Genomic DNA, 22,594 nt, shown 5'->3' with positions numbered 1-22,594 from the left:
GGAGCGCAGGGGGTGGGGTGATGCACTTGCCAGGGCGGTCGAAGGGCGCGCCTGTCGATCACGAAAGGGCGGGTTACCCCAGGCGTCAGATGGGGATGGTCGACAGCGGGTTCGTGCCATCGACCGGCCAGGCCCACGGCATCGCGCCGGTGCCCTCTCCGTCTGTCCTTGCGAGCCTCGCCTGCTTGGCACGATTGCCGTATTTCGTGGTCCTGGGGAGGGATATCGTTGGCAGGTCGTCCGCACAGGGATGCGACGTCCCACGCAGGTCCACTCGGCCGGGGCGCGTCCGGCGGATGCATGCCGGGTCTAGCCCGAACTGGGCTGACCGGTAGGAAGACCACGCACGACCTACGGGTCGCCACCCTTTGACGAGCAAGGACACCCCCGACTGATGGTTGTGACCCAGCAGGAGATCGAGAGCCGGTTGTGGGACGCCGCCGACGAGCTGCGCGTGGCGATGCCCGAAGCGCAGTACTCCTCGGTCGTCTTCCCGCTGATGTTTTGGAAGTACCTATCTGACACCTGGGAGCACCACCACCAGGAGTTCCTGGCCGAAAATGAGGGCCTGGACGACCTCTCTGCTGAGGAAGCACACGAGATCGAGTACCGCGACTACCAGTCGTTCGAGATCCCGTTCATCCACTCCGGCACCGTCCAGAAGCGTCGCGCTTCCTGGTCCTCCATCCTCGCCACCATCGCTCGGCCCGGCCTCGGCCAGCGGGTCCGTGCTTCCTTGCAAGCCATCGAAACGGCCAACCCTGACAAGTTCTCCCGCATCTTCGGGGCTATGGCCTGGACCTCCGAAGAGGTGCTGTCGGGGGAGGTGTTGGCGGCGGTGATGCAGGCGATGGACCGTACCCCGAAAATGCACGAGGGCAACATGTCCCACGACGTGCTGGGTGGAGCGTACGAGTACTTGCTGAAGCGGTTCTCCGACGGATCCGGTACGCGTGCCGGCCAGTTCTTTACACCGCGAGAGGTGGTCGAGCTGATCGTCGAGGTCCTAGACCCCAAGGGCCACGAGTCGGTGTACGACCCAACCTGTGGGTCGGGCGGGATGCTCATCGCCTCTGCGAACCTCCTCAAAACACGTGGCGGGCGTGGCTACACACTCAGCCTGCACGGGCAGGAGGCGGTCCCGGACACCGCGGGTGTGGCACGCATGAACCTCTTCATGCACAACCTCACCCAGTTCCAAGTCGAGGTCGGCGACACGCTCAAGGACCCGCGCTTCAAGAAGCCGGACGGGTCTGTGAAGCAGTTCGATGTGATCGTCGCCAACCCGCCTTACAGCCTGAAGTGGAAGCCCTGGACCAATGACCCGCGTGCACTTGGTGGAGTCGCGCCGCAGTCGTCGGCGGACTGGGCGTTCGTGCAGCACATGATCGCCAGCATGGGGCCAAGCAAGGGCCGTGCCGGCGTCGTCCTGCCTCACGGCGTCCTCTTCCGCGGTGGCCAGGAAGCATCCATCCGCCGACGTGTCCTGGACGACGACCTCTTGGAAGCCGTGATCGGCCTGCCGGCGAACCTCTTCTATTCGACTGCCATCCCGACCTGCATCCTCGTGTTCCGTGCCCCCGGCACCAAGACCGAGGACCGCCAGAACGGGGTGCTATTCATCGACGCCTCTAAGCGGTTCACCAAGGCCAAGACCCGCAATGTCCTGACCGAAGCGGACATCGCCGACGTAGTTAACGCCTACCACTTGAAGTTCGATTCCGATGGCAATCCGATCGATTCTGACGGCGGCGGCGGGATCTCGGCGCGCTTCGTGCCCATCACGGAGATCGCAGCGAGCGAATACGACCTCAATATCGGTAGGTACATCAAGCAGACCGCTGCAGAGCAGAAGGACCTCGGCACCATCATCGACGCCTACAACATCGCCCGCGCCGAGCGGCAGAAGGCCGAGCAGCGCATGCTCGCGGTGCTCGCCGCCGCCGGAATCGAGGGCTTTGATGAGTGACCCGATGAGCAATGATCAGTCCGCCCGGCCGCAGGATAGCTGGGCCCGGGCGCCACTGGCTCGGTTCCTCATGGCGAATGTGGAAACCGTGGATGTGGACCCGGAACAGACGTACCCAATCGTGGGGGTGCTGAACAGGGGGCGAGGGCTGCTCTATCGCGATCCTATCGTGGGGAGCTCGACCTCCTACAAAAAGCTCAACCGGATCGGCCCCGGAATGCTTGTCTACAGTCGACTCAAGGCATTCGAAGGCGCAATTACAGTAACCCCCGACGACCTATCAGAATCGTTCGCTTCGCAGGAGTTCCCGACTTTCGCCTTCACGTCCGATGCGGACCCCGACTTCTTTCGCATCCTCACCACGACGCAGCGTATGTGGAGCGCCCTTCAAGGAGCATCCAAGGGAATGGGCGGGAGGCGTGAGCGGGTGAAGCCCGCTGACTTCCTCAGCATCGACATGGTCATTCCTCCCCTGCCGGTGCAGAAGCGGATTGTCGAGGTCATCGGTGCGGTTGACCGCCAGATCGCCGCACTCGACGCCGAGGCGGATGTGCTTGATGACCTTTGGTGGGCGCTGGGGCGAGAGATGGTTGCAGCGGTTGCGCACGAGAGGACGGTTCCGCTGGCGTCGTTCTGCGACATCTCGGGAGGTCTCACGAAGAACAAGAAGGACCTTGAGCAGCCGGACCTTGTGGAGGTGCCGTACCTGCGCGTCGCGAACGTTCATCGACACCGCCTGAATTTGGCCGAGGTGGCCACTATCCAGACCACCAAGGCCAAGGCGGAAAAGCTTCGACTGCGCTCGGGTGACGTTCTTATGAACGAGGGCGGGGACAAGGACAAGCTTGGTCGGGGGCACGTCTGGGAAGACCAGATTCCCGGCTGCATTCACCAGAACCATGTCTTCAGGGTTCGGGTCACGGATCAGCGCTTCGACCCGTATTTCGTGTCGGCCTGGGGCAACACCTTCGGTAAGGAGTGGTTCGAGACATTCGGCACCCAGACGACAGGGATCGCCTCCATCAACCGCGCCACCCTGAGTAGGTTCCCTGTACCAGATGTCCCGCTGTCCGTGCAGCAGGACTGGGCGGGTCGTCTCGGGGTCGTCGTAGAGACGATGGACTCCCTCCGAGGTCAGGCAAACAGTCTCCGAACAACCCGCGCAAGCCTGGTGTCGGGCCTGCTAGACGAGAGCATCACCATCGATACAGAGTCTGCCGAGCTGGAGGTCTGAGTCGTGGCGAAGGGTCTTCGCGAGCGGGAGTTCCAAAACCTTATGATCCAGTGGTCCCTCCCGATGGGCTGGGGCTACACAGCGGGCAGGGTTCTGCCGCGTGAGGCGACGCAGACGGTGGTCGCCGAACATCTGCGGGAAGCCATAGTCCGGCTTAACCCTGGGGTGATCGAAAGGTTTGACGCGGACTCGGTTGTCAATGAGATCGTCGCCACGGTCAACGCCGTTGAAGGCGGGCTGGTGCGGGCCAACGAGCAGGTGTTACGTCTGCTGCGCGGGCAAAAAGAGTTCCGGGACGCCGACGGCGTCTGGCACGCCCTGAAGGTCGTCGATTTTGAGCAACCAACCGCCAACACCCTGGTTGTGTCAGACGAGGTGACCATAACCGTCCCTGGCAAGATGTCCCGGCGGTTCGACCTCGTGTATTGGGTTAACGGGCTGCCTCTGGTCGTGGTGGAGGTGAAGTCACCAACTGCGAAGTCCGGGTGGGTGAAGGCCGCCCGGGAGATCAATGACGTGTACGCTACCGAGTACCCGTGGTTCTTCACCCCCAACGTCTTCGCAGTCGCTTCGGACGGGCTGAAACTGCGGTTCGGCGCCGCTGGCGCGCCCACGAACCTGTGGCAGCCGTTCCGGTCCACTGCCGACGACGAAAACTTGTCCGGGCAGGCCGACGTGCAGCGCTCTGCCGAGCTGCTGCTCAACCCGGCCAACGTCTTGGACATGCTCGCTAACTTCGCGCTGTTCGCCACCTCCGGGGGCGGGGCGGACAAGAAGTACCTCCCTCGCTATCCGCAGATCGAGGCCGCTCACCTGATCCACGAACGGGTCCTGGACGGCGGATCGAAGGGCCTGATCTGGCACCACCAGGGATCGGGGAAGACGCTACTGATGGTCTTCGCCGCCTCGCTGTTGCTGGCGGACACCCGTACTGAGTCACCCACGATCATTCTGCTCTCGGACCGCACCCAGCTCGTCCGGCAGACCTCCGGAGTGTTCACCTCCGCGATGGGGGACGCCTACTTCCATCAGCCCGCCACCAGCAAGGAGCTGCGCTCCCTGCTGGCCGACGACGTGCGCGGCGTTATCTCCACCACCGTCCACAAGTTCGCCGACGCCGGCAGAAACCTGTCGACCCGGCGCAACATCATCGTCCTGGTCGACGAGGCCCACCGAACCCAGTCGGCCGACTCGAAGTCGCTCGCCGGGCAGATGCGCGCGGCATTGCCGCACGCAAGGTTCTTCGGCATGACTGGGACCCCCGTCAGGAACCTCGCCACAGACACCTTCGCCCTCTTCGGGGAGGAGACCGACCCGGGCAGGGTGCTGCACCGCTACTCGGTGTCCCGTTCGCTGCTCGACGAGGCCACCGTCCCTGTCATGCTGGACCCGCATCCGGTTGTCTTCGAGATGAACGACCAAGAGCTGCAGGCCGAGTTCGACCAGTTTGCCGACGACTTCGACCTCGACGACCCGGACCGCGAGACCTTGTCCCGCAAGTTCGGACGGCTCACCTCGGTGTTCGCCAACCCCGACCGCATCCACGCGGTGTGCCAGCACATCGTGGACCACTATCTGGCCGGCGCCTACCGCAACGGTCTCAAAGCCCAGGTCGTCGCGTTCAACCGTGAGCTGGCCGTGGCGTATACGGACAAAATCAACGAGCTGTTGGCCGGCTTCGAGGCGTCACAAGCGCTCGCCGCAGTCGGAAAGCATGACCGGATCACCGCCGAGGTGAACATCTCCGTCTCGGACTCCAAGGACGAAGACGCCGCCATGCGGCCGTACCGGTTGTCGGAAGCCGAGGAGGAGGAGCAGAAGCGGCGGTTCCTCGCTCCAGACGATCCGTTGTGCTTCCTGGTGGTGACCGCGAAACTGATGACGGGGTTCGACGCCCCCAACGAGGGCGTCCTCTACCTGGACAAGCCGCTGAAGGCCCACAACCTGTTCCAGACGATCACCCGCCCGAACCGCACCTGGGTGTCACCTACCGGGTTCGTCAAGACCTCCGGCGTGGTCGTGGACTACATCGGCCTGGCCGAAGAGGTCCAACGCGCCGTCATCGATCCCACTTCACAGCAGACCGACAAGGGCGGCGGCTTCGTCACCGACGTGTCCGAGTTGGTCGCCGAGTTCCGCACCACCTTCGCCCGCATCGAAGACCTCCTTGCGGACGTAGACGGCGCGGATCTCACCCTCCATGGTTACGAGTCGGTCCGAGCTATCAACATCTACCTGGATGCCGATGCCGCAGCCGCCGAGGCGTTCGCCAAGGACTACCGACTCCTGGCCCGCCTGTACCCGCTCATCACCACCGACAAGCGCGTCGCCAAGTACCGCGACGGCTTCGGGCTGTTCGGATCCGTCTACACGACGCTGTTCAAAAAGTCCTCGGACGAGGAGAGGAAGGAGCGGCTGAGCGAACTGGGGCCGATGGTCTTGGAGATCATCAACGCCCACGTCCACTCCTTCGCCGTGGCCGCCTCCCAAGAGGAAGCCCTTATCCTGGACGCCCAGGGAATCACTGTCCTCAAGGAGCTATTGGCCCTGGTCCGCCCCAAGCCTGACAAGGACGACGGCCGGGACGAGCAGCTGCCATCCGCGGCGGAGATTCTGGACGACATCAAGACCGCCCTCGAGAAGGGCGTCGAACCCGGGTCCGCGAAGTACACCGCGCTCGCCGAACGCATCAGACAACTGCGAGATCGGATCATCCAGAACGCCCAGGACGCCCTGGAGTTTCTCTCCGAGGCACTCCGGGTCGCACGCGCCATCGTCGACGCCGAGAAGCATCCCGACGAAGCCGTCGTCGTGCTGGACGACGACCACATAGGTGTCCTGTCGCGGATCATCCGGGATCACGCGCCCCCCGGCCTCACCATCACGGAGAGGAACCTGGCCGAGCAGATCGACCAAGTCGTTACGCACACCCTCGCCCGGTCATGGGACAACGCCGACGCTCGCAACCGGGGCGTTCGCCGCGCCACCGCTGCGGTCTTCCGCCGGTATGCCCTCAAGCCGGTGGGAGAGCCGTACGACTCCACCGTCGCCTACGTCGAAGCCCACTACCTAGTCGACTGATATACGTCCGGAGGTCCGGCAACCCGTGATAGTTACCGGACCGCCTGCGGCGCATAAGCCGTTTTGCGAGCTATAGAGCGACGGCTGAAGGTATCCCAGGCTATGGGCCTGGTGTCCACATCTGGTCGTCGGTGGTCCTCGCCCCCGGCGCATCCATGGTCAGCGCCTACGGCTGGCTGAAAGGGCGCCCGCAACTGCCTGAGCAGTCGGCGGTGGGACGGCGAAGCACTGTTCGCGGTCTGCCGGCTGAGCCTGGTGCGTGCCGGTCTCGTGGGCGAGGGTCTTGGTGAGGTCGGTCAGCAGCGAACACGGGGTCTGGGGGGACGCGGTGATGGTCCAGTTGGGCCGGTCTGGGCCAGGTCCGGCCCAGATGGTCCAGGTGGCCAGGTTCTGGATCGGGTGCTGTGCAGTGAAGGCGTCGAACTGGACGCCCGCGTCCCTGTCGGGGGAGGCCCAGCGGATCCATCGCCCGTCCACGGTGTGCTTCCATCCGGCGTCGGAGAGCGGCTGGGTGGCTGCGGTGACCATCTTCTCGTCCACCGGCGCGCTGATGACCGTGTCCCAGCCGTCGCCGTCGGCGAGGTGGATTAGCAGATTCTGCAGCACTGGGGCGGGGGTGGCGCCGGTCGCGGTGAGGACCCACATGCGGTCGGAGACGGGTGTCTCGTAGGCGGCTACGGTCCATGCGGTCTCGTGGGCGGGGGTTTCGTGGACGCGCTCGATACGCAGGGTCTGCGACTCGTGGATGGCGTGCGTCGTGTCATCCGACCAGGTGCGCCATTTCTCGAACTCGCTGTGCGCGTCGAGGAAGGTGTCGAGGAGCGCGTCGTGGTCGCCGGCATCGGCCCGGTAGACGGGAACGGTCTCCGGCTCCGGGCGGGAGGGTTCTGACTTGGCCGTAGTGACGCCGAAGACGGAGCGCGCTTCGATGGCGGCGCGTTCTGTGTCGGTCAGGGGAGCTGGGCCGGGGCTCATCTCGGCCGCGTGAGCCTTCTCGAAGGCGAGCAGGGCCTTGGCGGGCGAGTCGAAGGTGTCGGCGATTTGGCGCAGGTGGTCCTCGCCGTGCAGGTAGACGGACTTGCCGCCTCGGTGGAGGTAGGTGCCGACCGCGACGGTGGTGTGGCCGTCGTGGGCGTGGGCGTGGATGAGGAGCTGGCCGTTGCGGATGTCGTCGTGGATCTTCTGCGCCTGGTTGGAGACCTCGCGGATTTGGCTGCGGGTGCACCAGGGCATCGGGTAGTTCGCCCAGGTCCATTCCTCGTCGATGGCCTCCTGGAGCCGAGGGGTGATCTCGACGGTGATGCCTTCGGCGATCAGGTGCTTGGCGGCGTCAGCGGCCCAGTAGGGCTCCTCGTGATCGATGCGGGCCAGGACCAGGATGTTGTCGGCGGCGGCGCTCCAGTCGGCAGCCTCCAGAGCCATGAGAGCGACGTGGGCCTGGCTGCCGGTTAGGACGGCCTGCACGGCGCTCGGGTGAGTGGGGTGGGTGTCGAGGCGGACGTGGGCGTCGATGGCGGGAGTCACGTGGGGGTCTCGTCTCTTCTGCCGGTGCCCGGGCCTTGGGGTCCGGCCACCGGTGTACGCGGGGGGCTATCGGGTTGCCCGTGTGGACCGGGCGGTGTGTGCAGCCGTGGTGGTCGGCGGGCCGGCGCGGGTGGTGGGCGCCGGTCGCCGCTGCTGTGGCGGGGTGGCTCCGGTGGCGTGCTGCCAGCGGGTGCGGGCGGCGGCGATGTCGGCGAGGGCGCGGCGGGCGCCGACGATGAGTTGGAAGGGGGTGTTCGCCGGGTCGCCGGCGTATGCCTCGATGCGTCGGCCGGTGTGCTCGGCCGTGGCCAGGAGGGAGCGCTGCAGGGCGCGCTCGCCCCAGTGCTCGACGGATCCGGCCGGTTCGGCCAGCATGCGGAGGACCTCGCCTGGTTCACTGCCGTCGTCCAGCAGGCCGCGCTGCTGGGCTTCCCACAGGACGGTGACGGGGTCGACGGGCTCGTGGCGGCGGGCAAGGCCGGTCAGGCACTGCCACAGGCCGGCGTGCAGCGGCAGGGTGAGGTCGTCGGGGAGCAGCCACCGGACGGCTTCGATGTCGGAGGGGTAGGCCGTTGCGGTGGCGAGCAGCATCTGCTCCTCCTCGACGGCCTCTGCGGGGTCGGGCGCGGCGGGCGGCGGCGGTGCCGTGCGGGGCAGCACGCCTGCGCGTGGCGGGAAGCGGTTGGCGATGTCGTCCACGACCGCGGCGAGCGCATCGGCCTCGGCGAGAACCGTCTGGACGGGGTGCGGGAGGGAGACGTCGTGGACGGTGTGGACGAGGCGTTCGGCGGCCGTCAGCAGGCGGCGGCGGGCGTGCTCCGCCTCGACCATCCGGGCGTAGGCGGGGGCGTGGCTGGGCCAAGGGCAGACCTGGACGAGGGTGTGCAGGTAGGAGGCGGTGAGTCCGCGCGCCTGCTCCCGGCCTGTGGCGAGCACGCGGTCGAGCCACTTGGTGTTCTTCGCGTGCTCGGCGGGGTCGGGCGGCGGCAGGGTGGTGATCGCGGCGTACAAGGCGGCGTGCGCGGCGGTGGAGAACGAGTCGGCGGCGATGCCGGTCACGTTGCTGAGACGGTGCGGATCGAGGAGGAGGGCGCCGAGGAGGGCCTGCTCCACGTGGAACACCGGCTGGGGCGGTGCGATGGCGTCGAGGTCGTCTTCGTCGGGTTCGGGGGCGTGGGGCATCAGGCGGCGAGGGTGAAGTCGTCGGGGTGGAGGGTGACGCCGAGGTGTGGGGCGAGGAGGTGGCCGGCGAGCAACGGGGGTACCGCGTTGCCGATCTGGGAGAACTGCTGGCCCTTGTTGCCGGCCCAGGGATAGTCGGCGGGGAAGGTCTGCAGGATGCCTGCCTCGCGGGCGGTGATCCGGATCGGCTCGGGAACCGCTGGCGCGTCGACATCCATGGCCGGCGAGGCGGGCTCGGCGACCCAGGTGCACTCGTTCGCGCGGTGCCCGAAGAACAGCGTGCCAGCCGGCTCGGACAGTGGACGGACGGTGGCGTTTGCCTGGTTGTTGCTGCGCAGGGACCAGGACCAGCGGGGGGCCTCAGCGGTGAACGTCGGCGCCGGAGCGTCGGCGGCCCGGTTCTCGCGGGTGCCGTGCCGGGCCGCCCATCCGGCGCCTTCACGACGGGACTGCAGGACCACTCCGTCCGGCCGGGGCATCCAGGTGCCGCGCTCACGTGCGTCGGACAGCGTCTTGCGGGAGCCCGACGGGAACGGTTCGGGTCCACCGCCGGGTCCACCGCCCGCGCAGACGGTGGGGACGGGCCGGTCGGTTGCGCCCCATCCCAGGGCCTCGGCCATGCTGACCCAGCGGGCGCGGCCCGGACCGAACAGCGACTCCGGTTCGGCGAATTGGGAGTGCGTGGGGGTAGGAGGCTGCGCCGTACGGACGCGGGAGGCCAGGAGTATCGCCCGCTTCCTGGTCTGCGGGACGCCGAAGTCGGCCGCGTTGAGGATCCCGTACCAGACGGAGAACCCCCACCCGCGCAGGACGGCCGCGTACTGCTTCCACAAGGGCAGGACGTGCGGCACTTCCTCCATGGCGACCCAGTCGGGCTCGCCGACCGTGTTCAGGGCGTACAGATAGCGCATCGGCTCGGCTGCGAGCAGGGAGCGCTCGTCACGGCATGCGGCGAGGAGGCGTTCGCGGGAGTCGCGTCCGGCGGCCAGGTCCTCGACCGCCGCGTGCACCAGCGGCTGGTCGAGCAGGCCGAGGCGTTTGCCGGCCATGCTCCACGCCTGGCACGGAGGGGAAGCGATCATTCCGCGGGTGCGGCCGATGAAAGGCCACGTCGGATACATTGCCACGTCGGTGCGGATTGTCAACTGCCCAGCCGCAGCCGGGGTCTTGCACGCCCACTCGTCCCATTCCAGCCCGATGTCGCGCACGCCGAGGACGTGCAGTGCCCTGCTCCAGCCGCCCGGCCCCGCGAAGAGGTCGAGTATCACGTGGTCAGCCCCAAGTCGGACTGTGTCGGCGCGTGCTTCGCCACGGCGCGGGCGGTGATCGCCTGCGACGCGCGGGCGGACGCCGCGGACAGCTCCTCCGCGCCGGGCTCCCGGTACCACGGCCGAAGGTCGAGCATGGCGGCGCGCATGCCGGTGGCGAAGCAGAGCGCGGTTCCCTTGGGCAGGGCTCGGATCGCGTCGGCGGGCAAGATCCGCTCCTGCCGCATCGACACCGACGTGCTCTTTCCGGACTCTGAGTGCGAGGTGGACGTGGTCTTCACGTCGTGGTCACCGATCAGGCGGCTGAGCTTGTCCGCGAAGTCCGGGTCGTCAATACCGCTGCCGATCACCTTGACAGTCGAGGCGGACCACATGGCGTCCATGCCCGCGTCTCCCCAGACCTTCTGGCCCTGGCGGTAGGACTGCAGGATCGTGATCGGGATGATCCCGCGGCTGCCGAGGTGGGAGTACAGGTCCGGCAAGTCGCTGATCTTGCACACGTTGGCGGCCTCGTCGAGGATCGCCAGCATGGGCGGATCCAGGCGCCCGCCAGCACGTTCGGCCTGCGCGGTCGCGGCCCGCATCACCGAGTCCGCGCACGCGGCGATCAGCGCCGAGGCTCCGCCGCCACCGTCCTTGCTGAGCAGGAACAGCGTGTCGGTGGACGTGACGAACTGCTCCGGTCGGAATTCCGGGACGTCCTTCTGCGGCGTCACCCACGCGGCGATTTCCGCGTTCAGGAGCGCGGAGGCGTACTGCCGGGCTGTCTCGTAGATGCCGTCCCTCGTTTCCGGGGGGCCTTCGACGGTGCCCTTGAGCTGAGCGGCGACGGCGGCGAAGTCGTGGTCGCGCAGGATGTCCAGCGGAGTGCGGTCGGCGGGGAAGGCGAGCCACTGCATGATGTCGGTGATGGGCCGCTCGTCGAGCGCCGCAGCCAAGAGCAGCTGGGACAAGATGTTGCTGCCGGCCTTCGACCAGAAGTCGCCCTGCTGGGAGGCATCCACCGAGGCGGCGAGGAAGTGTCCGGCGAGCCGGTTCGCCCCGTCCAAGGTGGTCGCGCTGGCAAGAGGGTTCCACCACATCTCGCGGGCGGCATGCGCGATCTGCTGTGGATCCATGGTCCACACCGCCCCCACCCGGGCCCTTGCCTCGTAGGCGGTGGTGAAGGCGTCTCCGGCGGCCTTGTTCGATGTCAGCAGGACCGGGCCGGGTGCGCCGAGCATGGACGGAATGGCGAGCGAGGTGGTCTTGCCGGACCGGGGCGCCATGATCGCGACGGCGACGTCCTCGAACCCCATCCGCACCTCGTGGCGGCTGCCCTGCAGGTTGCCGAGAAGGATGCCGGTGTCCTTCGCGTCGATGTGCTTGCTGTCCTTCAGGCTGGGGCGCAGGGAGCGGGCCTTGTCGGTGATCGCCTTGGCCATCAGCGGCTCGATGTCCCGGGCCTTGGCCATGTCGGTGATCTTCTTCCGGCCGCCGCTTCGGTTGTTGTGCCGGGCCCACAGGACGCCAGCCCCTGCCCCGAGAGCGAGAAGCAGGAGAACGGGGACGATGCGGGCACCGATCAGCAGGGACGTATCTCCTGCGGCGGGCCAGACCTGCTCGGGGCGGAGCAGGGCGTTGGTCGGCTGGTAGGGGGCCCAGCTGGTGCCGGTGAGGTAGGCGGTGATGTTGCCGGACAGCCAGGCCAGGTGGGACAGGGGGACGACGACGGCGAGCACGCCGAGGAGGAGGCACAGGACGAGGTCGTATCCGTCGGTGCTGCTGCTGGAGGAGGAAGGGGGCAAGGGCTAGGTGCTTCCGGGCAAGGAGGGAGGGGTAGCGGCTGCGGCCGTGCCTGGGCGGCGCTGGCCGTGAGGGGATCGAGGCCGTTGGCGTGGTGGTGTGCCGGGCAGCGAGGGAGTGAACGCGGTCTTCCAGCGCGCCGGCGACGTACACGGCGAGCACGTCGGTCGTCCGGCGGATGACGACGTTCGGGTCGAGGGTCGGCAGACTGCGCCCGCTGTCGGTGCGGTGCACGGGCTTCGGATCGCCGAGCGCGGCGGTGAACGCGGCGACAAGGTATGGCGGAGTGTGCGCACCGAAGCGGGCCTGCCAGACCTTCTGTGCCGAGGGCGACCGTGACGAACCAGGCTTCCGGATCAGCCGGTGTTCCCAGCCGCTCGACGTACGCCGTCTTGTCGGGGGAAGCAAGGCCGTTGTCGCCGTACGGTGACCAGCCGGCCTGCCGGAGCGCTCCGTACGGAGAAGTCGACCTCGACGGTCTCGGGAGTCGGGGCCCTAGTCACTTCCGTGCCGCAGTTCGTCGCATGGGTGCGAGGGCAGGCATGGGAACCAGGGATGAGGGGGCCTTGCGGGCTGCGGTGTTGATCTCCCGGAGCGCTTTGCCGTGGGTGGCCCAGTCGTCGAGGTAGCTCCAGGATTCGGCGTGATGTTCGGCGAGGGCGTCGTCGAATTCGGCGGTGCCGGGCTTGGCGGTGGCGGGCAGGGCGTCGCGGGTGAGCAGCCATTGCTCGTGCAGTTCGTCGAGACGGTCGAGGGCCGTGTGCAGGACGCCCAGCTGGTATACCCAGCGGCTCTGCACCGTGTTCTCTGGCAGCTGGGCCAGCTGTGTCTCGGCGGTCGCCAGCAGGTGCCGGGCGCCATAGCGGAGCGGCTCGAACGCCTCGGCGGTGTCGGCATCGCGCTGGCTCTTGCGCATGCCGTAGGCGTGGTCGTCGTAGGGCCAGCCGTCGAGGCCGGTGTGCTCGTCGGAGTAGGCGTCCCAGGCGTCGAGGATCTTCTGGCTGTCCCGCACGTAGTGGTCGAGGTGGCGCAGGAAGTCGCGGTGTGCGTGGTGGTCTCGGGAGATTAGGAGGGGTCCTGTCAGGTCAGCGGCGAGCGGCCGGCTGCGCGGTACTGGCGCGCGCCGGGATCGTCGCGGGTTTCGTCTGCTGGCGGCGGGCTGAGCGTGCCTGGGCGCGCAGATGCTTGATGCGCGTGACGTGGGCGTCGACCACCTGCTGCGGGCGCAGCGGGCTGGGCTCCTGTACGGCGCTGTAGTGGCCGGTGCGTTCGAACATGCCGCGCTGGAGCGGGTTGCGGTCGGTCAGCGCGGTGAGGAACGCGCTGACCAGGTGAGCGGGGGTGTGCTCGTCGAGGTAGGCGTGCCAGATGCGCGGGCCGGGAAACTCCCCTTGGCCGGGCTCGCGGGTCTCGATGTGCCAGGACGACCGGTCGTGGAATTCGCTCAACGGCCGCAGTTCGATGTGGCACATGGAGTCCGGCGAGCGCGCGCCGTCTGGCTCGTGGTGCCATCCTGCCGAGGTCACCTGCTGCCACGGGCCCGGCTGCTGTGGCGGCGGGGCGGTGAGGGCGTCGGTGAAGGCGGCGAGGACCTCGGCGGGCACGAGTTCGCCGAACTCGGCGTACCAGCCGGGCTCGGTGCCGACGGGCTCCGCCCGTAGCCGCCACCACGCCGAGGTGCGGGACTGCGGGTCGAACTGGAGCCGGTGGCGAAGGTCAGGGCTTGCCAGGATGATCTCGGCGCTCAGGGGGTCGGAGACGGCGTTCCATCCGGCGGCGGCCAGACCGTGGGTGACGTGGCGGGCGTCTCCGGGGCCGGCGAGGTGGCGGGGGCTGGTGTCGTACGGGATCTGCACGGCGTGCTTGTCGGCGAAGGCGGCGAGCTGCCGTTCGCTCAGCGGCACCAGCAGCACCCCTGCTCGCTCGTCGGCGAACTGCCGTACAGGTCACGGAGATCGTCCAGCACGTAGTGGAGGGTGTGCTGGTCGGCCAGTTCCCACGCGGCCGTGCGCAGCTCGGTGATCAGCAGGTCGCCCTGCGCCGTGCGCGGCGCGTCAGGGCTCTCCTGAACGGCGCGGGCGAGGGCGCGCAGCGTGTCGGCGAACTGGACGGGTAGGCCCGTGTACTCGTCGAGGAGGGGCTCGACGAGGGCGAGGGCTTCTGCGGGGTCGGGGTTCTCGCGCAAGTAGTCGGTGAGGTCCGCGAGCGCTTCGGTCAGGGTGCGGATGGTGTCCGGGGTGAGTGCGGGCATCGGGCTCCTCGAGGCGGGGCTATTGCGGTCAGCGGCGGGTGCGTGCGCCGCCGGCCGGGGTGTAGGGATGGGCGCTGGTGCGCGGCCTGGTGCTACGGGCGCTGTTGCGGGCCCAGGTGGCGGCGCGGGCGGCCGTGATGCGGGCCTGCTGCCACGCACTGAGCTGGGAGGGCTTCACGGACACCGACCAGGTACGGATTTGCGCGCTGTGCGGCACGCGTCCGCGCGGGCGCATCACGGGGTCCGGGCTGGCGAGTTCGGTGGAGAAGGCTTGCACCAGGTGCATGGGGGTGTTCGGCGTGAAGTTGGCCGTCCAGCCGTTGCCCTGCTTGTCCCGCGCTCCGGTCCACCACATCGCCGCCCCGTCGGGGCTTTGCCGGTACTGCATCCACGCGGTGCCGTCGGGGCTCGTCGCCATGTAGTCCTGGCCCTCGAAGCGCGTGTGCCAGTTCTGCTCCTGCAGAGGGGCCCAGACGTTGGGGGCGTGGGCGAAGCGGGGGCGGGTGAGGGCGTCGGTCAGGCCGGCGACGATCTCCGCCGGCGTTTGCCGGCCCAGGTGGGCAGACCACTCGCCGTTCGCTCCGTCTGCGTGGCCGTGGATGGTCCATCCGCCGGGGAGGACGTAGGGGTCGTAGGCGATGCGGACGGTGCGGTCCGGGCTCTCCATGCGCAGGGGGCCGCCTGTCTTGGACTTGTCCCTCCAGCCGGAGGCGCGCAGGAACTCCGAGACGTGCCGGACGTCGCCGCCGCCGGCCAGGGCGCGGGGCTGGACGAGGTAGTGCTGCTCGGCCTGCTCGTCGGGTCCCCAGCCCTGCCACTGCTTCTTCTTCACCGGCGGCGCCGGACGACGAGCGGTGCGGGTGCCGGGGGCTTCGCCGCCGTAGTGGCGGGCTGGGCGCCGACGCGCTGAAGAGCGTCTTTGTGTTCGTCCAGGTCGAGGGTGATGTCGCCGAGTTCGTTCGAGGCACGGCCCAGGGCGAGCCACACCTCCGCGGGGAGCGCGCCTCGCTCTGCCTGGTCCTTGGCGAACACGCTGCCGGTGGCGACGAGGTGGGTGACGCCGCCGAGGACTCCGGTGTCCGGGTCGAGAACGCGGGCGATGACCTGAGCGGCCTGGGGCGGGGGAAGCTGAGATAGGTGGTCGGCGAGCTGGCCGAGCTGGCGGGTGATCTCGTCGGCCAGTCTCACCGGGTAGGGGGTGGGGTGGGACATGCTCCTCCGGGCGGTGGACGGTCAGTGGTGGTGGCGATGCCCGACGCGCTGCGTCTCGGCGAGGGCGGCCTCCGGGCGGGCGCCGGCCAGCGGGGAGGCGTGGTCGGGGCCGGTCGGAATACAGGCGCGCAGATAGCGGCGGAAGAGGGCCGTGGCGAGTCGGGGCTTGAGCCGGTTGCTGATCGGTGGGGGTGTGCGGATTGCTACGGGTATCTCCGGGTCTCGGGTGGTGAGGCGGGCGGTCCCGGCGCGGTGCCGGGACCGCCCAGGCGCCTTACGGGGTGCGGCGGGCCGGGGCTGCAGGCGAGGGGGAGCCGATCGGTGCCTGTTGCCGCACGGCAGGGCGGCCCGCTCGGGTGCGCAGGTCCTGCACGGCCTGTCGGTAGGCGGATTCGTCGAAGACGTCGGGCGTGCAGTTGACCTCGTACCCGGCCAGGAGCAGGACCGGGATGGCGCGGGTTGCCAGCCGCTTCTGCTCGTCGGCGTCGAGGTGTTCGGGCACGGTGTGCCAGATGTAGATGGGCGTGTCGGCGGGGTACTCGTGGCGTTCCAGGCCGAGGTGTTCCAGCAGGTCGTGGAGCTGGGCGGGGGCGCCCGTTGGGGTGTCGGCGTGGATGGTGGTCGTCAGGGCCTTGATGTAGATCTCGACGTCCGTGCCGTATTCGTCGGCCAGGTTGGCCATGTGGTTCTCCGGACTCAGCGGCGGCGGGATTTCGCGGGCTGGGCGCGGCTCGGCGGTGGTGAGGTAGTGGCCGGCCGCTGCGCAGGGCGCGCGGCGTGGTTGCGGGCGTGGAGGATGGCGCGCGCGGCCTCGCTCATGGAGGTGGCGGTGCTTCCGAGCCGTGCGATGGGATCGGGTTCCCCGGTGGGCGCGGCCCCTTGGAAGTCGCTGGCGGCGATCCAGGCGCTGACGACGACCTCTCTGGCGAGGGGCAGCAGCCCGTGGACGGGGGCAGCGATCTCGGTCAGGACCTCGGCCACCTCGCTGCTGGTTGTGGCGGCTGCGGCTCGCTCAGCGAGGCCCGCCAGGTAGCGCAGGGCGGCCTCACGTTCACCGTCCGGTGCGACCAGCATGTTCAGCGTGGGGTCGAGGTGGACGCTGTGACCGGCGGCGAGCAGGGCGTGCGAGGCTGCGGTCGCCTTCTGGCGCTGCTGCTCGATGGGCCGGCCGTGTGGAAGCCGGTGATGGTCCCCGCGCGGTCCGGGAGCGGAGAGGAAGCCGCCGGTTCGCTGGAGGATGTCCGCGGCCTTTTCGGTGCCGCCGATGGCCACGACCAGGTCGGTTCGGGGGTCCTTGGTGATGGTGACGTACTCCAGCACCCAGAAGTCGGGCTCCGTCTGCTTCACCGAGACCGGGTGGTTGGGGTACGGGGACCGGCCGGGACGTGCGGCACGGAAGCGGCGGTGGTGGGCGCGGTCCGGCCTGCGGGATGCTGCAGAGCGGTGCCGATGCCGAGCGCGTCGAGGTGCGGGCCGATCTCGCGCAGGGCGCGGGCCTGGGCCTGGGTGTCGTCACCACTCAGGTGGTAGATGCCACTCTGCGGGCCCTGGACGAAGCCGTGGGCCATGAGGACCGCGCTGGCGCGGTCGTCGGCGGGGGCGGTGGCGATGCTGCCGTCCGGCTGCCAGGTCAGGACGACCCGGTCCGGTTGGGAGGGCTGGATGCCGCCCAGGGCGTTGTGGCGGACCTGGGCGAGGGCGGCGTCGTAGCGGGCGAGCAGGTCGCCGGTGACCTGCTCGGCGCTCAGGAACGGGTCATCGGCCAGGGCGATGCCGTTGGGCTCGGGAACGCCGCGGAACGCCTCGTCGGGCAGGGCGTGCGGGGCGACGGCGGCGATGAGGAAGCCGTCGCGCTCGTCGCTCCGGTCCAGAAGGACGAGCTGCGCACCGTCCTGTCGGCTCAGGATGGCGGCCTGCTGCAGGGGGTGCTCGGCGAGAGAGGCGGCGACCAGGTCCAGGTCCCAGATTCGGTCGGCGAGTTCGGCGAGGTCGTCCTTGGCGTCGGCTGGCAGGTGGGAGCTGGTCCAACTGTCGGGGAGTTCGCCGGCGAGAACGTCGGCGTACGAGGCGAGGCGCTCGGAGGTGTGGTGGTCGTGCATGGTGTCCTTGGGCGAGGTGGGAGTCAGCGGCGCAGTCCGGCGGCCATCGGGGGCGGCGGGGCCGGTAGGGTGCGCGGCGGTGGCGGGCAGGCGCACACGGCAGAGCGCTCTTGCTCGGTTGACGGGACTTCCCCGGTGCAGATGCTGCGGCCGGGGTGCGGGGCATGCCGGTCGGCGAGCTGGTTGCGGGTCTCGGAGAGGTCGGTACGGATGACGCGAAGGTGCTCGTCGGCGAGGTAGCGAAGCCGCCGCGCGATGTAGGGGTCGGCCGCCTGGCCGAGCCCGTCGTGGAAGTCGGCGGTGGCGGTGAGGACTTCCTCCAGCGCGGCGAGGACGCCGTCGTGGGCGGCGGTCAGCTCAGTCAGCGCATCGGCCGCCTCGCCCGTAGTGGCGGCCTCGCGAAGGCGCTCGGTGACGTGGGCAACGGAGGATCCCAGCGGCAGGTAGCTGGCCGGACGCGAGTCGGTGTCGAAGTCCGCGTCGCAGTCGACGTGGTAGCCGGCCGCCCGCAGGCGGGCCACGGCGTCGGTGGCGAGACGGGACTCGTCGTCCTCCGCTAGGCCGGTCGGGGCGCGGTGGTACGTCTCATGGACGCGGACGACGGCGACGAAGCCCGCGCGCTGGAGGATGCTGTGTGCCTCGGAGTCGCCGCCGCGGGCAAGGAGTTCGTCGGAGTGCGGGTCGCGGCGGATGTCCAGGAAGCGGTCGGTGCGGGGCAAGGAGACGTTTCTCCTACGGTGATCGGTGGGCGTTGTGCCGGACGGCGTCCGGGGCCGGGACGGCGCGGGGCTGGACCAGGCGGTCTGCGGTGGTGTCCAGGTCCTGCTGGATGGCGTGGAGGCGGCGGGCGATCAGCTCCAGGCGGTGTGCCGTATCGGTGCTGGCTGCTCCCGGCTGGCGGGCGATCCGGTGCGAGGTGTGCTCGACGAGTCCGCGTACCGCTGCCAGAGGGCTGGCCTGTTCGTCGGCGAGCTGCGTGAGGATGGTCGCGAGCTGGGACGACGCCGTGGGCGCCGTGCGGACGGCAGGCCGCGAAGGGGGGTCGGATCGGACAGGGATCAGGTGGAGATCCTGTTCGATGCGACGCGCCTCCTGTGCCAGGCGCCGCAGTTTGTCTGCGGGAGGAGCGTGCCACGCGCCGTCGAGATGGATCAGGTTGGCGATCAGGTCGAGGCGCCCTGGCTGGGCTTGGACGGCGATCCACCGGCAGCCATGTTCCTTGCCGGGGATCTCGATGCCGACGGCTCGTGCGAGCCGTTGAGCGACCTCGGCCCACTCCGGTCCTGTCAGTTCCCGGTCGTCGGGGTGAAGGCGGATGTCGAGGTGGAGGATCGCCCGCCGGTCGCCGTCGGGGCTGCTGGCGAACGGGTGCTCCAGGTAGGGGTCTTCGAGGTGCTCGGCCCACTGGACGGACGTCCAGGTCTTCTGCTCGTCGTCCAGGGTGAAGTAATCCAGGCCGGGCCAGTGGGCGGCGATCGTGTGTTCCGTCAGGCCCTCGTTCGGTGAGACCGGCCGCCCCAGCGCCTCTTCGAGCGGGTGGTGGGGCCGGTGGGTCCGCTCGTGCAGGCGGGGGATCAACGGCCGCTCCGGATGTCGGCGATGTGCACGAGTTGGCCCAGGGCGGTGGTGGTGTACCAGCCGCAGTCGATCAGCTCGTCGCGGTCGGCGAACCGTGCGAGGAGGGAGTCCTCCATGGCCCGTAGATAGATCAGGCAGTCAGGGCAGCGGCGTGAGAGGTGCACGAGGTAGCGAGGGTGGGCGGTGACGTAGGACTGGGCGCCGCCGGTCGCATCCCGCAGCCGCCACCCGTCCTCGTCGGTCGGGGTGTGCCAGGAAGGGGCCACGACGCGCATCGCGTCGCCCCACAGTTCTCCGCCGGCCACCCCCTTCAGGACGACGACGGTGTCACCGGCCTGGAAATGGGCGTGGGTGATGTCCCGGTCGGGGGTGAGCGGGTCGGGCGTCGGTGCGAACGCCGAGGCGGACGGGGGCTGGGACATGAGTTCCTTCCACGCGATGGCTGGCGGGGTGGGAGCATCAATAGTCCGGAGGAACGCCGGTTTGGCTAACCGGCGTTTCCCGGCTATGTTGCCCCGCCGTCAGCGGAACGGGTTCTCCGTCCCGCGGTCCGCCTCACTGGCCGCGTCGAGGAGTTCGAGCAGGTCAGTGCCTTCGGCGTCCCGCTGGTCGATCCACCATCCGGCACGGGTGACGGAGCGGGCCTTCTGCTCCAGCTTCGCCCAGTCCGCCTCGTCCCAAGTGCCCTCGACGACGAGCGCGGTGTGCGCGGCCGTCATCAGCTGGTGGCGGGAGCGCTCGCCCCAGCCCAGGGCCTTCTCCGGGCCCTCCAACTGCGGCATGTAGAACTGCTTGGCCCACGCGACGGCTGCCTCCTGCTCCTCGGCCCGCTTGGTCGCGAGCCACTCCTCCTTGGACTCGGAGTCGGCGTCGCGCGCCGCCTTCCAGCAGTCGGTGCAGTCCTTCGACGCGAGCCAACGGGCAAAGCCCGCCCGCTTGTCGGCAGGACGATTGGACAGGTCATGATCCACGCTGTGGGAGCAGGCGTGCTCCACGGTCCAGTGCGTACGCACGGCCATAATTCGATCTCCTCAAGGGGGTTGGAAGGTGGGGGGCGCCCTGATCAGGACGTCTTGTGTTGGCCTCGGAGTGGGCGGCGGTGTCGGCCCGGCGGCCGGTGCCCGGCGGGGCGGAGCTGTCGGCGCGCGGCGAGAAGGACGGCGAGGGCGAAGGCCGCGCCGGCGGCGGGGAGCGCCGCGCTGGCCAGCGTCTGCTCGGCGAGGCATCCGGCCAGGGCGGTACCGGCGGACTGCCCGACGCCGATCGAGAGGATCAGCCACGCATACGCCTCGCTGGTCCGGCCCGCAGGGGCGAGAGCATCGGTGGTCACGTAGGCGCAGGCGACCACGACGGTCAGGAACCCACCAGGCACGGTGACCGCGGCGGTGGCCGCGAACGGCGCGGGCTGGGTTGCGAGCGGGAGCCATCCGGCCAGGAACGCGGCGCTGGCGATGATCAGCCGGTCGGCGGCGGTCCGACTCCAGGTGCGGCGCCCGTAGACGAGGCCGCCCAGGAAGCTGCCGGTGGAGAACGCGGCGGGGATGATGCCCGAGAGCATGTCCTGTTCGTGGTCCTCGGCTATGGCGATCGACCACACATTCAAGGCCCCGATCGCGAACCCGATGCCCGTCAGAGAGACGAACAGGAGCAGCAGACCGGGGCTGGTCAGCCGTCCAACGGGACCGTGCAGGGTGCCGACTGACGGCGTCGATCGCCAGCGCCGCGATGGCGGAGCGAGGACGACCACGGTGGTGCCGGCCAGGCCGAGGACGGCGGTGACGGTGATCGCGACGCTCGGGTTGTACGCGGAGGCAAGGGCGGCGACGAGCAGGGGGCCGACGATGTACAGGAGGCCCTGCGTACCGGTGTCGAGGGCGAGCGCGGCGTGTCGAAGGCGGGCGTCGGGCAGCACGCTGGGCCACAGGGCCCGCAGCCCGGCCTCCAGGGACGGGGTGGTCAGGCCGGCGGCGACGACGAGGGCCGTGGCGAGGCCCGGTCCGCCGTACGGTCCCGTCAGCGGAAGGGTCACCAGGAGAGCCGAGTTGAGCACGGCGGCCGGAAGATGCACCGCCACCTGGCCGTGGCGGTCCATGAGGCGTCCCTTGACGGGCTGCACCACCGAGGAGGACAGCCCGTACAGGGCGCTGAGCAGTCCGCCGAAGGCGATGCTGCTGCCGCTCGTGGTGGCCCACAGGAGGATGGCGACGGGCGCCATGCCGTTAGGGAGTCGGCCGGTGAGGGTGCCGCCGAGGAGGCGGGCGACGTACGGGCTGCCCAGCACCGCGCCGTAGGTGATGCGCGGAGCCGGGGCCGGGGGTGCGGTCGGGGACAACGGGTGCTTTCTCGGGGGCTAACGGTGGCGGGCGGTCGTGCTGGCGCGGGGTGGCGGCGTGGGCGGGGCGGTGTCCACGGCGGGGCGCGGGCGGGCGCGTAGCACGGGGGTGCGGTGCGGGGGCAGGACGGCGACGGTCGCGCCGAGGTCTTCGGCCGCCTCTTCGACTTCACGGGTGAGGAAATCGACCTGCCGTCCCAACGCTGAGAGGCGGGCGGCGATCTGGCGGCCCTGCACGGTCTCCAGGGCGCTGGCGAACTGGCTGCTCGTCTCCAGGAGTTCCTGCAGGCGGACCATCGGGCCGGCGGCGTAGCCGCGCTGGACGGCTCCGAGTAGAGCGTTCGATGCGTCACCGGCGGTGTGGCCTTCGACGACGCCGCGGATGAGGTCCTGCAGAGACACCTCCGGGGCCGGTGCCGGGCGGTTGAACCGGGAGACGTCCGCGCGCAGGATGCCGGGCGGGACCGGAGCGGGCAGGGCCTTGCCCGCCTCGTACTCGTGGGCGTAGTGCCCGATCACCTGCCAGCCCGGTACCCCCGGATCGCCGCGCAGCGCGACCACCGTCGAGTCGTTGTCCTCGACCAGGTAAGCGAGGGTGATCGGCTGCCCGTCGGCGGCATACCACGACTCGGTCAGCTCCAGCTCTCCGCGCCGCTGCGCGGCCTGGGCCCTCTCGGTCCACATTTGCTGCTCCTCGTCGGTCAGCGGAGCCTTGTGGTGCTGGCCGTCGCGCTGGTCGGCGAGGTTGCTGGCGATAGAGCTGTGGTCCGCCCAAGCGGTGAGGTGCGGCCACAAGGCCGCGTGCTGAGTGCGTTCGGCCTGGGAGCCAGGGGCGGCCGGCCGGTCGAGGCCCGGCGGATCTCGGCGGCTGATGCAGCCAGGCCGTCCAGGACTGCCCGCCACCCGGCCAGGTGCCGGGCGGGTGGCAGCTCGTCGAGCAAGAGGCGGGCGGCATCGAGGAGAGCCTCGGCGTGCGGGGCGAGGTGAGTGGCGTACGCCTCCACCGCCGCCTTGTCACGGTGGGCTCGTGCGGCTGCGGCGGCGCCCGGGTGGACGGTACGGCCGTAGCGGTCGCGTGT

General features: G+C 69.4%; 21 protein-coding genes and 1 pseudogene. 3 read left to right on the top strand and 19 right to left on the bottom strand.

All coding sequences use genetic code 11. From position 1 onward, the window contains the following. The first annotated feature begins 394 nt into the window (after nucleotides 1-394). Genes ACFY9E_RS04705 through ACFY9E_RS04695 form a run of 3 tightly spaced genes read left to right on the top strand, consistent with a single transcriptional unit; the run spans nucleotide 395 to nucleotide 6,284 of the window. Nucleotides 395-1,969, top strand: a complete 1,575-nt coding sequence (locus ACFY9E_RS04705; RefSeq protein WP_388325528.1) for an N-6 DNA methylase — start codon at nucleotides 395-397, stop codon at nucleotides 1,967-1,969. 4 nt (nucleotides 1,970-1,973) lie between these two features. After that, on the top strand, nucleotides 1,974-3,203 hold the full coding sequence (locus tag ACFY9E_RS04700; protein ID WP_390979279.1) for a hypothetical protein: 1,230 nt from the start codon (nucleotides 1,974-1,976) through the stop codon (nucleotides 3,201-3,203). Nucleotides 3,204-3,206: 3 nt separating this feature from the next. Then, on the top strand, nucleotides 3,207-6,284 hold the full coding sequence (locus ACFY9E_RS04695; protein ID WP_390979277.1) for an HsdR family type I site-specific deoxyribonuclease: 3,078 nt from the start codon (nucleotides 3,207-3,209) through the stop codon (nucleotides 6,282-6,284). Between the two features lie 159 nt (nucleotides 6,285-6,443). On the opposite strand, the gene ACFY9E_RS04690 is transcribed toward ACFY9E_RS04695, so the two are convergent. From ACFY9E_RS04690 to ACFY9E_RS04600, 19 genes and pseudogenes are all read right to left on the bottom strand, one after another. Then, a complete protein-coding gene (locus tag ACFY9E_RS04690) occupies nucleotides 6,444-7,808 on the bottom strand; it encodes a DUF317 domain-containing protein (protein ID WP_390979275.1) in 1,365 nt (454 codons plus the stop codon). 66 nt (nucleotides 7,809-7,874) lie between these two features. Further along, on the bottom strand, nucleotides 7,875-8,990 hold the full coding sequence (locus ACFY9E_RS04685) for a DnaB-like helicase N-terminal domain-containing protein (RefSeq protein ID WP_388325538.1): 1,116 nt from the start codon (nucleotides 8,988-8,990) through the stop codon (nucleotides 7,875-7,877). Beyond that, the gene (locus ACFY9E_RS04680) at nucleotides 8,990-10,258 is read right to left on the bottom strand and encodes a DNA cytosine methyltransferase (protein ID WP_390979273.1); all 1,269 of its coding nucleotides are present in this window, start codon (nucleotides 10,256-10,258) and stop codon (nucleotides 8,990-8,992) included. Before ACFY9E_RS04680 ends, ACFY9E_RS04685 begins: the two co-directional genes overlap by 1 nt. After that, complete coding sequence (locus ACFY9E_RS04675) at nucleotides 10,255-12,045, bottom strand: TraM recognition domain-containing protein (protein WP_390979272.1); 1,791 nt, start codon at nucleotides 12,043-12,045, stop codon at nucleotides 10,255-10,257. The genes ACFY9E_RS04680 and ACFY9E_RS04675 overlap by 4 nt, the downstream gene beginning before the upstream one ends. Before the next feature lie 277 nt (nucleotides 12,046-12,322). Next, nucleotides 12,323-12,451, bottom strand: a pseudogene (locus ACFY9E_RS04670) (hypothetical protein); the annotation flags it as partial. Between the two features lie 91 nt (nucleotides 12,452-12,542). Further along, entirely contained in the window at nucleotides 12,543-13,055 is a 513-nt protein-coding gene (locus ACFY9E_RS04665) for a hypothetical protein (RefSeq protein ID WP_319648413.1), read from the bottom strand. 73 nt (nucleotides 13,056-13,128) lie between these two features. Next, the gene (locus ACFY9E_RS04660; RefSeq protein ID WP_390979270.1) at nucleotides 13,129-13,947 is read right to left on the bottom strand and encodes a DUF317 domain-containing protein; all 819 of its coding nucleotides are present in this window, start codon (nucleotides 13,945-13,947) and stop codon (nucleotides 13,129-13,131) included. After that, on the bottom strand, nucleotides 13,938-14,294 hold the full coding sequence (locus tag ACFY9E_RS04655; protein ID WP_390979268.1) for a hypothetical protein: 357 nt from the start codon (nucleotides 14,292-14,294) through the stop codon (nucleotides 13,938-13,940). The genes ACFY9E_RS04660 and ACFY9E_RS04655 overlap by 10 nt, the downstream gene beginning before the upstream one ends. A gap of 28 nt (nucleotides 14,295-14,322) precedes the next feature. Then, nucleotides 14,323-15,126 (bottom strand): DUF317 domain-containing protein, encoded by an 804-nt coding sequence (locus ACFY9E_RS04650; RefSeq protein ID WP_390979266.1) that lies wholly within the window; start codon nucleotides 15,124-15,126, stop codon nucleotides 14,323-14,325. Beyond that, a complete protein-coding gene (locus tag ACFY9E_RS04645; RefSeq protein ID WP_266405131.1) occupies nucleotides 15,123-15,506 on the bottom strand; it encodes a hypothetical protein in 384 nt (127 codons plus the stop codon). The genes ACFY9E_RS04650 and ACFY9E_RS04645 overlap by 4 nt, the downstream gene beginning before the upstream one ends. Nucleotides 15,507-15,780: 274 nt before the next feature. After that, nucleotides 15,781-16,188, bottom strand: a complete 408-nt coding sequence (locus ACFY9E_RS04640; RefSeq protein ID WP_390979263.1) for a hypothetical protein — start codon at nucleotides 16,186-16,188, stop codon at nucleotides 15,781-15,783. Nucleotides 16,189-16,202: 14 nt separating this feature from the next. Beyond that, the gene (locus ACFY9E_RS04635; protein ID WP_390979262.1) at nucleotides 16,203-16,853 is read right to left on the bottom strand and encodes a hypothetical protein; all 651 of its coding nucleotides are present in this window, start codon (nucleotides 16,851-16,853) and stop codon (nucleotides 16,203-16,205) included. Next, the gene (locus ACFY9E_RS04630; protein WP_390979260.1) at nucleotides 16,850-17,605 is read right to left on the bottom strand and encodes a hypothetical protein; all 756 of its coding nucleotides are present in this window, start codon (nucleotides 17,603-17,605) and stop codon (nucleotides 16,850-16,852) included. Before ACFY9E_RS04630 ends, ACFY9E_RS04635 begins: the two co-directional genes overlap by 4 nt. Before the next feature lie 23 nt (nucleotides 17,606-17,628). After that, complete coding sequence (locus ACFY9E_RS04625) at nucleotides 17,629-18,324, bottom strand: hypothetical protein (protein ID WP_390979258.1); 696 nt, start codon at nucleotides 18,322-18,324, stop codon at nucleotides 17,629-17,631. 13 nt (nucleotides 18,325-18,337) lie between these two features. Further along, nucleotides 18,338-19,183, bottom strand: coding sequence for a relaxase/mobilization nuclease (locus tag ACFY9E_RS04620; protein ID WP_390979256.1), 846 nt, complete (start codon nucleotides 19,181-19,183; stop codon nucleotides 18,338-18,340). Beyond that, nucleotides 19,180-19,605, bottom strand: coding sequence for a hypothetical protein (locus ACFY9E_RS04615; RefSeq protein ID WP_390979255.1), 426 nt, complete (start codon nucleotides 19,603-19,605; stop codon nucleotides 19,180-19,182). The genes ACFY9E_RS04620 and ACFY9E_RS04615 overlap by 4 nt, the downstream gene beginning before the upstream one ends. A 99-nt stretch (nucleotides 19,606-19,704) precedes the next feature. Further along, nucleotides 19,705-20,202 carry a hypothetical protein gene (locus ACFY9E_RS04610; RefSeq protein ID WP_390979253.1) on the bottom strand — a complete coding sequence of 166 codons (498 nt, stop codon included), beginning with the start codon at nucleotides 20,200-20,202 and terminating at the stop codon, nucleotides 19,705-19,707. A 44-nt stretch (nucleotides 20,203-20,246) separates the two neighbouring features. Further along, nucleotides 20,247-21,515 carry an MFS transporter gene (locus ACFY9E_RS04605; RefSeq protein ID WP_390979251.1) on the bottom strand — a complete coding sequence of 423 codons (1,269 nt, stop codon included), beginning with the start codon at nucleotides 21,513-21,515 and terminating at the stop codon, nucleotides 20,247-20,249. Between the two features lie 18 nt (nucleotides 21,516-21,533). Then, complete coding sequence (locus ACFY9E_RS04600) at nucleotides 21,534-22,310, bottom strand: hypothetical protein (protein ID WP_390979249.1); 777 nt, start codon at nucleotides 22,308-22,310, stop codon at nucleotides 21,534-21,536. Nucleotides 22,311-22,594: the final 284 nt, after the last annotated feature.

Source organism: Streptomyces sp. NPDC012466, from assembly GCF_042955215.1.
GTDB lineage: Bacteria > Actinomycetota > Actinomycetes > Streptomycetales > Streptomycetaceae > Streptomyces.
This window is presented reverse-complemented; position numbering and strand designations above follow the sequence as displayed.

Bases quoted from the DNA above. Each gene is read 5' to 3' on its own strand.
- ACFY9E_RS04705 (WP_388325528.1), top strand. From the start codon at position 395: ATGGTTGTGACCCAGCAGGAGATCGAGAGCCGGTTGTGGGACGCCGCC.
- ACFY9E_RS04700 (WP_390979279.1), top strand. From the start codon at position 1,974: ATGAGCAATGATCAGTCCGCCCGGCCGCAGGATAGCTGGGCCCGGGCG.
- ACFY9E_RS04685 (WP_388325538.1), bottom strand. From the start codon at position 8,990: ATGCCCCACGCCCCCGAACCCGACGAAGACGACCTCGACGCCATCGCA.
- ACFY9E_RS04655 (WP_390979268.1), bottom strand. From the start codon at position 14,294: ATGCCCGCACTCACCCCGGACACCATCCGCACCCTGACCGAAGCGCTC.
- ACFY9E_RS04645 (WP_266405131.1), bottom strand. From the start codon at position 15,506: ATGTCCCACCCCACCCCCTACCCGGTGAGACTGGCCGACGAGATCACC.
- ACFY9E_RS04640 (WP_390979263.1), bottom strand. From the start codon at position 16,188: ATGGCCAACCTGGCCGACGAATACGGCACGGACGTCGAGATCTACATC.
- ACFY9E_RS04630 (WP_390979260.1), bottom strand. From the start codon at position 17,605: ATGCACGACCACCACACCTCCGAGCGCCTCGCCTCGTACGCCGACGTT.
- ACFY9E_RS04615 (WP_390979255.1), bottom strand. From the start codon at position 19,605: ATGTCCCAGCCCCCGTCCGCCTCGGCGTTCGCACCGACGCCCGACCCG.
- ACFY9E_RS04610 (WP_390979253.1), bottom strand. From the start codon at position 20,202: ATGGCCGTGCGTACGCACTGGACCGTGGAGCACGCCTGCTCCCACAGC.